Annotated in this window: 8 protein-coding genes and 1 pseudogene; 5 read left to right on the top strand and 4 right to left on the bottom strand. The window is 67.5% G+C overall.

The features are described 5' to 3' along the window. From ACE3SN_RS15770 to ACE3SN_RS15755, 4 genes and pseudogenes are all read left to right on the top strand, one after another. Nucleotides 1-384, top strand: a pseudogene (locus ACE3SN_RS15770) (rRNA (cytidine-2'-O-)-methyltransferase); the annotation flags it as partial. Next, entirely contained in the window at nt 381-734 is a 354-nt protein-coding gene (locus tag ACE3SN_RS15765; RefSeq protein ID WP_374531619.1) for a YraN family protein, read from the top strand. The pseudogene ACE3SN_RS15770 and the gene ACE3SN_RS15765, both read left to right, overlap by 4 nt. Before the next feature lie 15 nt (nt 735-749). Then, the gene (gene gshB, locus ACE3SN_RS15760; RefSeq protein WP_374531617.1) at nt 750-1,709 is read left to right on the top strand and encodes a glutathione synthase; all 960 of its coding nucleotides are present in this window, start codon (nt 750-752) and stop codon (nt 1,707-1,709) included. A 14-nt stretch (nt 1,710-1,723) separates the two neighbouring features. Next, nucleotides 1,724-2,326, top strand: coding sequence for a DedA family protein (locus ACE3SN_RS15755; RefSeq protein WP_374531615.1), 603 nt, complete (start codon nt 1,724-1,726; stop codon nt 2,324-2,326). Here ACE3SN_RS15755 and ACE3SN_RS15750 read toward each other — a convergent pair. Both ACE3SN_RS15750 and hemW read right to left on the bottom strand, forming a co-directional pair. Then, the gene (locus ACE3SN_RS15750; protein WP_374531614.1) at nt 2,323-3,219 is read right to left on the bottom strand and encodes a tyrosine recombinase XerC; all 897 of its coding nucleotides are present in this window, start codon (nt 3,217-3,219) and stop codon (nt 2,323-2,325) included. The genes ACE3SN_RS15755 and ACE3SN_RS15750 overlap by 4 nt on opposite strands. Beyond that, nucleotides 3,216-4,367 carry a radical SAM family heme chaperone HemW gene (hemW, locus tag ACE3SN_RS15745; RefSeq protein WP_374531612.1) on the bottom strand — a complete coding sequence of 384 codons (1,152 nt, stop codon included), beginning with the start codon at nt 4,365-4,367 and terminating at the stop codon, nt 3,216-3,218. Before hemW ends, ACE3SN_RS15750 begins: the two co-directional genes overlap by 4 nt. A 45-nt stretch (nt 4,368-4,412) precedes the next feature. On the opposite strand from hemW, the gene ACE3SN_RS15740 reads away from it, so the two are divergent. Next, complete coding sequence (locus ACE3SN_RS15740; RefSeq protein ID WP_374531610.1) at nt 4,413-4,925, top strand: CAP domain-containing protein; 513 nt, start codon at nt 4,413-4,415, stop codon at nt 4,923-4,925. A gap of 114 nt (nt 4,926-5,039) precedes the next feature. Here ACE3SN_RS15740 and rdgB read toward each other — a convergent pair whose 3' ends face one another. Further along, nucleotides 5,040-5,666: an RdgB/HAM1 family non-canonical purine NTP pyrophosphatase gene (gene rdgB / locus ACE3SN_RS15735; protein WP_374531608.1), complete on the bottom strand. Its 627-nt coding sequence runs from the start codon at nt 5,664-5,666 to the stop codon at nt 5,040-5,042. Continuing rightward, nucleotides 5,663-6,379, bottom strand: a complete 717-nt coding sequence (rph, locus tag ACE3SN_RS15730) for a ribonuclease PH (RefSeq protein ID WP_374531606.1) — start codon at nt 6,377-6,379, stop codon at nt 5,663-5,665. The genes rdgB and rph overlap by 4 nt, the downstream gene beginning before the upstream one ends. Between the last annotated feature and the right edge of the window lie 81 nt (nt 6,380-6,460).

The raw sequence follows: 6,460 nt of genomic DNA, 5'->3' as shown, positions 1-6,460 counted from the left end.
ATGCTGGCGGAACTGGGCGGCGTGCGCGCCACGCTGGTGTTTTACGAAACCGCGCCGCGCCTTGAAGACGCCCTGACCGCGATTGCCGAGGTGCTGCCGGGCCGCGAGGTGGCGGTGGCGCGAGAACTCACCAAAAAGTTCGAGGAGTGCCGCACCGGCTCACCCTCCGAGCTTTCCGCGCATTACGCAGCCCACCCGCCCAAGGGCGAAATCGTGCTGCTGGTCGGCCCGCCGGGCGAGACGGTGGCGAGCGAGGCTGACGCTGACGCCCTGTTGATCGAGGCGCTGAAAACGCAGAAAGCCTCGCAGGCGGCCGCCGAAGTGGCGCGCGCGACCGGGCTTGATCGCAAGGCGCTCTACGCGCGGGCGATGGAGCTGAAGTGAAGACCCGCGCGCTTCGCGAGGCGCAGGGGAGGCGCGGCGAGTGGCTCGCGGCGTGGTTCCTGCGGCTCAAGGGCTGGCACATTCTCGCCTCCCGAGTGAAGACCCCGCGCGGCGAGATCGACCTGATCGCCCGGCGCGGACGGACGGTCGCCTTTGTTGAAGTGAAGTGGCGCGAACGCGTGGCCGATCTCGATCACGCCATCGACGATTACCGCCTGCGCCGGGTGGCCGCTGCGGTGGAAGCGGTGGCCCATCGCTATGCAAAAGACGGCGATGACATCAGGATCGACGTCGTCCTCCTTGCGCCGGGGCGCTTCCCGCGCCACATGGCAAACGCCTTGATGCCCTGATGGGAGCTGAATTCGATGAGCCTGCGCGTTGCCGTCCAGATGGACCCCTTGGAAACGATCAACATCGCCGGGGATTCCAGCTTCGCGCTAATGGAAGCGGCGCAAAAGCGCGGCCACACCGTCTATCACTATGACGTGAAGTCGCTCGCGCTTGATGAGGGCCGCCTCACCGCCTGGGCCGCCCCGGTGACCGTGCGGCGTGAACCGGGCAATCACTTCACCCGCGACGAACACCGCAAGATCGACCTCGTGAAGGACATCGACGTGGTGCTGATGCGGCAGGACCCGCCGTTCGATCTCAGCTACATCACCGGCACCCACCTGCTTGAGCGGCTGGAGGGCCAGACGCTGGTGGTCAACGATCCGGCCAGCGTGCGCAATGCGCCCGAAAAGGTCTTCGTGCTCGATTTCCAGCGGTTCATGCCGCCCACCCTGATCGCCCGGCGGATCGAGGACGTGCGCGAATTCCACGCGCGCTATCCCGGCGATCTGGTGATGAAGCCGCTGCACGGCAACGGCGGCAAGGCCGTGGTGCGCATCCCGGCGGATGGCAGCAACCTTGGCGCGCTGATCGAACTGTTCGACAACGCCTGGGTTGAGCCGCACATGTTCCAGCCCTTCCTTCCCGAGATCAGCGAGGGCGACAAGCGCATCGTGCTGGTCGACGGCGAGATTGCAGGCGCGATCAACCGCCGCCCCGGCGCGGGCGAATTCCGCTCGAACCTCGCTGCCGGCGGCTATGCCGAGCCGACCACGCTCAATGCCCGCGAAGAGGAAATCTGCGCGGTGCTGGGTCCGCAGCTGAAGGCGCGGGGGCTGGTCTTCGTCGGGATCGACGTGATCGGCGGCAAGTGGCTGACCGAAATCAACGTCACTTCGCCCACCGGCATCATGGCGATCGACAAGTTCAACGGCACCGACACCCCGGGCCTGATCTGGGATGCCATCGAGGCACGCCACGCAGGCATGAAGTAAGGCGCGCGTCCGTCATGGACGAGTGGATCATCGAGACGATCACCCAAGGCGGGTACTGGGGCATCGCTTTGCTGATGTTCCTCGAAAACGTGTTTCCGCCGATCCCCAGCGAACTCATCATGGGCGTGGGCGGGATCGCGGTGGCGCGCGGGGACATGGAGTTCTGGCCGCTGCTCTGGGTCGGCACCATCGGATCGACTCTGGGCAATTACGTCTGGTTCCTGATCGGCGACCGGCTGGGCTATCGCCGCCTGCACCCACTGGTGGACCGCTGGGGGCGCTGGCTGACCATGCGTTGGAGCGATGTCGAAGCGGCAACCGCCTTCTTCCAGCGCCACGGACAATGGGTGGTCTTCGCCATGCGGTTTTCGCCGCTGTTGCGCACCATGATCTCGCTGCCCGCTGGCCTCAGCCACATGAAGCACGGCAAGTTCCTGGTCTTCACCTTCGCCGGGGCGATGGTGTGGAATACCCTTCTGATCATCGGCGGGCACTGGCTGGCCGACTACCTCGATGCCGTCCACGGCATCGGTGGCGCGCTGGTGTGGGGGACGGTGATTGTGGTGGTGGGCGCGTGGCTGTGGCGCGTGGTCCGGTGGAAGAACGAGGAAGTCTAACCCGCCTCGCGCGGGTGGGCGTTGCGGTAGACGTCGAGCAAGGTCGCCGCATCGACCTTGGTGTAGATCTGGGTCGAACCCAGGCTGGCGTGGCCCAGCAGTTCCTGAAGTGACCGCAAATCAGCCCCCGCGCCCAGCAGGTGCGTGGCGAAGCTGTGGCGGAGGGCGTGGGGCGTGGCGCTGGGCGGCAGGCCGAGCGCGATCCGCGCGCGGGCCATCGCTTTTTGCACCATGCCTTGCGAGAGCGGCCCGCCCTTGGCGCCGCGAAACAGCGGGCCATCCTTGGGCAGGGGCCAGGGACACTTGGCGGCGTAATCGGCCACGCCCTCGGCCACCAGCGGCAGGATCGGCACGGCGCGCTGCTTGGCGCCCTTGCCGGTGACGACCAGCACTTCGCCCAGCGGCAGGTCGGCCCCGGTCAGCGACAGTGCCTCGGCAATGCGCAGCCCCGCGCCGTAGAGCAGCAGCAGCACCGCCCGGTCGCGCGCGCCGATCCAGGGCTGGCTGGCGTCCTCGTCCACCGCGACGGCAAGGTTCACCGCCTCGTCGGGCGTCACCGGGCGCGGGATGCCCTTCTTGACGCGCGGTCCGCGCATCCGGGGTGGGGCGGCGTCCGCCATCCCGGCCTGTTCGCGAGCAAAGGCGATGAAGCCCTTGAGCGCGGAGAGTTCCCGCGCGGCGGAGGCATTGGTCAGCCCTTCGGCCCGCCGCCGCGCCAGCTGCGCGCGCAGCGCTGCCGCATCGAGCCGGGCGAGGGTGCCCCAATCGGGATCGCCCAGCGCATCCATCAGCCGCGCCGCCGTGGCGCTATAGGCCCGCACTGTGTGGGGCGAGCGGCGGCGGCCGTGGGCAAGGTGCGCGTGCCAGGCCTCCAGAACGTCGGTGCGGCTCATGCCTCGAGCAGACCGGCGGGCACCAGTTCGCCCAGCAGCGCGTCGAGCAGTTCGATGCCCGCATCGGTCACGCCGATCCGCGCGCCCGCGCGCCAGACCAGCCCTTGCTGGAGATAGAACGCGGCCTTGCGATCATCGCACAGGTCCGGCGGCGTCAGGGCGAAGCGCGCGGCGAGCTGTAAAAGGTCGACGCCCTCGGTCAGGCGCAGGCCCATCAGCATCGCTTCGCTCGCCTGTTCGCGGATGCCCAGCGGGCGCTCCTCGGCAATGCCGCTGCCGATTTCATCCAGCGCGGCCAGCCAGTTTTCGGGCTTCTTGTGCCGCACCGTCGCCATGCCGCCGCGCCGCCCATGCGCGCCGGGGCCGATCCCGCAGTAGTCGTGGTAGCGCCAATAGGTGAGGTTGTGGCGGCTTTCCTCGCCGGGGCGGGCGTGGTTGCTGACCTCGTAGCGGGGCAGGCCTGCGTGGGCCGTCAATTCCTGCGTCAGCGTGAACATATCGGCGCTGGCATCGTCGTCCAGCGGCACGAACTCGCGCTGGCGCACCATGGTGGCGAACTTGGTGCCCGGTTCGATCGTCAGCTGGTAGAGCGAGAGGTGGCCGGTGCCAAAGCCCAGCGCGCGGGTCAGTTCCGCCTCCCACTGCGCCAGCGACTGGCCGGGGCGGGCATAGATCAGATCGAAGCTGACGCGGCTGAACTGGCGCTGCGCGACATCCAGCGCGGCCAGCCCTTCGGCGGCGTCATGCAGGCGGCCGAGGAAGCGCAGCGTTTCGTCATCGAGCGCTTGCAGCCCGAGCGAGACGCGGTTGATCCCGGCGCTGGCGAGCGCGGAATAGTTCGCGGCCTCGACCGACGAGGGATTGCCTTCCAGCGTGATCTCGATCCCGCTCGCAAAGCCCCACAGTCGCTCGGCCTCTTCCAGCAGCCGGGCAACCAGCGCGGGCGGCATCAGCGAGGGCGTGCCACCGCCGAAGAAGATGCTTTCCAGCGGCTCGCCGCCCGCGACATCATGCTCGTGTCGCATTTCTGCAAGCAGCGCGGCCTCCCAGCGGGCATGGTCGACCGAGGCGCGGACATGGCTGTTGAAGTCGCAATAGGGGCACTTTGCGAGGCAGAACGGCCAATGGATGTAGAGCGCGCGGGCCATGCCGCTTTCAGGGGCTGTTAAGGCCGCAATGTCAAGGGAAGTGCCATGCCCATCGTCCGTATCCTGCTCGCGCTAGCCTGTCTGATTGCGCTGCCCGTCAGCGCGGAGGCGCCGGGGATTTCGCCCTATTCCTTCGCCGGACGCCTGCTCGCCACGCACAATGCCGAGCGCACCCGGCTTGGCATCGCCCCGCTGAAATGGAGCCCGGTGCTGGCCCAGCAGGCGAGCGAATGGGCCGATACGCTGGCCGCGCGCGGGGTGTTCGAACATTCGAAAGACCGCAGCGGCGCGGGCGAGAACCTGTGGATGGGCACCAGCGGCGCCTATTCGCCCGAACAGATGATCGACGCTTTCGTGCGCGAGGGTGCCTATTTCCGCCCTGGCAAGTTCCCTGACGTGTCGAGCACCGGCAAGTGGCAGGACGTGGGCCATTATACCCAGCTGATCTGGCCCGCGACGCAGGAAGTCGGCTGCGCGCTGGCGCGCGGGAACGGCAAGGATGTGTTGGTGTGCCGCTATTACCCGGCGGGCAATTTCATGGGCCAGCAGGTGCCTTGAAGTGCCGCACCCCCGGTAGAGCCCACCCCGCTGCGACTAGCTGCGCCTGCGGTACAGCAAGTCTCGCTCCCCTCCCGCTTGCGGGAGGGGTTGGGGGTGGGTGATCTTGCCCGCTTAACCGAACTGATCGGCCACCAGCTTGGCAAAGGCATCGGCGCGGTGGCTGATGCGGTGTTTTTCTTCCGGGTCGATCTCGGCAAAGGTCTTGTTGTAGCCTTCGGCCACGAACACCGGGTCATAGCCAAAGCCCAGTTCCCCGCGCGGCGGCCAGGTGAGGGTGCCTTGCACCTTGCCTTCGTAGACCGCGCTTGTCCCATCCGGCCAGGCGATTGCCAGCACGCAGGCGAAGTGGCCGGAGCGGTCCGTGTCCGGTCCCAGTTCGCACAGTAGCCCCTCGACCTTCCCCATGGCCATGTACCAGTCGCGCCCGGCGGGGCCTTCGAACCACTGCCGCTCGGCCCAGTCGGCGGTATAGACGCCGGGCCGCCCGCCCAGTGCATCGACGCACAGGCCCGAATCGTCGGCCAGCGCGGGCAGGCCCGAGCCTTCCGCCGCCGCCCGCGCCTTGATCAGCGCGTTTTCGATAAAGGTCGTGCCGGTCTCGGCCGGTTCCGGCAGGCCCAGCGAGCCTGCCGAAATGCACTGCAAGCCATAAGGCGCGAGCAAGGCCCCGATTTCCTTGAGCTTGCCCGCGTTGTGCGTGGCAATCACCAGGGTTTCGGAGCCAAGCTTGCGGCTCACTTGGCCACGGCCTTACCCTGCGCGTCGAAGATCCGGTCGCAGCCGATGCGGGCCAGGCGCAGCAGGCGCAGCAGGCCTTCCTCGTCATAGGTGGCGCCTTCGGCGGTGGCCTGGACTTCGGCGATCTGGCCGCCTTCGATCAGCACGAAGTTGGCGTCGGCATCGGCCGAGCTGTCTTCGTCGTAATCGAGATCGAGCACCGGGTTGCCCTTGAAGATGCCGCAGGACACGGCGGCGACCTTGCGGGTCAGCGGGTCTTCGGTAATCGCGCCAGCCGCCATCAGCTTGTCGATCGCGATACGCAGCGCCACCCAGGCGCCCGAAATCGCGGCGGTGCGGGTACCGCCGTCGGCCTGGATCACGTCGCAGTCGAGCGTGATCTGGCGTTCGCCAAGCTTCTTGAGGTCGGTCACGGCGCGCAAGGAACGGCCGATCAGGCGCTGGATTTCCTGGGTGCGCCCGCTCTGCTTGCCCTTGGCGGCCTCGCGGCTGCCGCGGGTGTGGGTGGCGCGGGGGAGCATCGAATATTCCGCCGTCACCCAGCCTTCACCCTTACCGCGCAGCCAAGGCGGCAGGCGTTCCTCGACGCTCGCGGTGCAGATGACCTTGGTATGCCCGAACGAGACGAGCACCGAACCTTCGGCGTGCTTGGTAAAGTGGGGCTCAAAGCCGATGGCGCGCATTTCGTCAGGCGCGCGGCCGGAAGGTCGCATGGATTGTCCTTTGTCAGTTTGTTTGGGGGAGCGTTTGGCGCAATGGGGTTGAGCCTGCAAGAGTGCGCCTTAAATAACGCC

The organism is Novosphingobium sp., assembly GCF_041915465.1.
Classification (GTDB): Bacteria; Pseudomonadota; Alphaproteobacteria; order Sphingomonadales; family Sphingomonadaceae; genus Novosphingobium.
This window is presented reverse-complemented; position numbering and strand designations above follow the sequence as displayed.